1 protein-coding gene is annotated in these 1,344 nt (G+C 40.9%); it reads right to left on the bottom strand.

The features are described 5' to 3' along the window. Positions 1-3 precede the first annotated feature (3 nt). Positions 4-1,272: a transposase gene (locus JGK20_RS34305; RefSeq protein ID WP_293233851.1), complete on the bottom strand. Its 1,269-nt coding sequence runs from the start codon at positions 1,270-1,272 to the stop codon at positions 4-6. Positions 1,273-1,344 lie beyond the last annotated feature (72 nt).

Here is a 1,344-nt window from a genome sequence, read left to right as displayed (position 1 = left end):
CTATTACATGACATGGGAGGCTTCCAGTCCCTCCCCTTTCGCTTTCACTTCGAGCGGATTGACCCGCCTTGGCTGAACTACGCAGCTCTCTATCCCATTGCCAAAGGCATTTGGGATTGCTTTTCTGAGGATGTTGTAAGAACCGTTAACATCGGAGTTAATTAATTGACCGACTGATGTTCTGTATAATCCTCTTTTGATTCGCCTGCCACTAAATACGACATCCAAAGCGCCAGTATGCCCGTACACAGGAATTGGATCTAGATTCAAGAAATTCGACTTAGACGTGTAAGATTCTTCTTGAACTATCACCTTAATTCCCACCAATCGAGCCTTGTATTCCAACATCTCAATTAATCGAGCGTGAGGAATGCTGACAAAGTTTTGATTAGTTCGTTTTCCCAGGTTAATTTCAGTTTTCCACTGTGCATTTTTGCCAATTACTAGCGTCCCAATTTGATTTGCCGTCAGAAGTTCGACTATTAATCGACTTGTGTGATGCAAGTAATTATCGACTTTTTGGTTGCGACAGCGGGTTAAGCGTTGAAGCCGGGGTGAGGTTTTGCGCTCCCCTTTTAGTTGGGATTGCAACTGCGAAGAACGTTTGTTGTAGAACTGGTTAATCGATTTGAGTGGTCGCCCGTTAATCAAAAGAGGGATAAATCCCGGTTGATTTGAAGTTAGCGCCACTAAATTGTCCAGTCCCAAATCAATACTAGCTACGAAGTTGTTACTGCTAGCGGTGGACTCCGGTTCATCGTAAATTACCTCAATTACATAAGCATCGCATTTGGGAACCAATCTAACTTGACAAATTCGTTCGGGATTTACTTTGGTTTTGATTAAAATCTCAGTACCTGACAGTTTAATAATTCCATTTTTCAACTGCCTGCTGCTTATTGCTTGAATCGTATAAACCAGGATATTTCGACCTTTGACTTTATCTTTGTACTTAGGTAGTTTTGGACGACCCGTAAATTTAGAGGCATCTTTTTTGTAAGCTTTGAGAGCTTCAAAAAACGATTTCCAGTTTTTGTCTAACAACATCAAGATTTGCTGGCCAACCTTGGCAGGCATTGCTTTGTAAGCTGCGTGAGATTTCATCAAGCGATTCATTTCGTTGTAATTGACATAGCCCCATCCATAAATGAAACTTTGACGAAGGACATAATTGGCAGCATTGTAGAGATTCTTCGATTTAAAAGCTAGTTCGTCAATTTGGACGAAACGGCGTTCTTTCGATTTAATGATGTGACGTTCTGTTAGCTGCATTCTCAACCTCCTGACCACATAATACCATGCTTGATTACTTATGCTTACAAACTGAATGAAGTTTTACAATAC

It is taken from the genome of Microcoleus sp. PH2017_05_CCC_O_A (genome assembly GCF_020738785.1).
Classification (GTDB): Bacteria; Cyanobacteriota; Cyanobacteriia; order Cyanobacteriales; family Microcoleaceae; genus Microcoleus.
The sequence above is the reverse complement of the archived record's forward strand: the minus strand, read 5'-3'. Positions and strand labels throughout refer to the sequence as shown.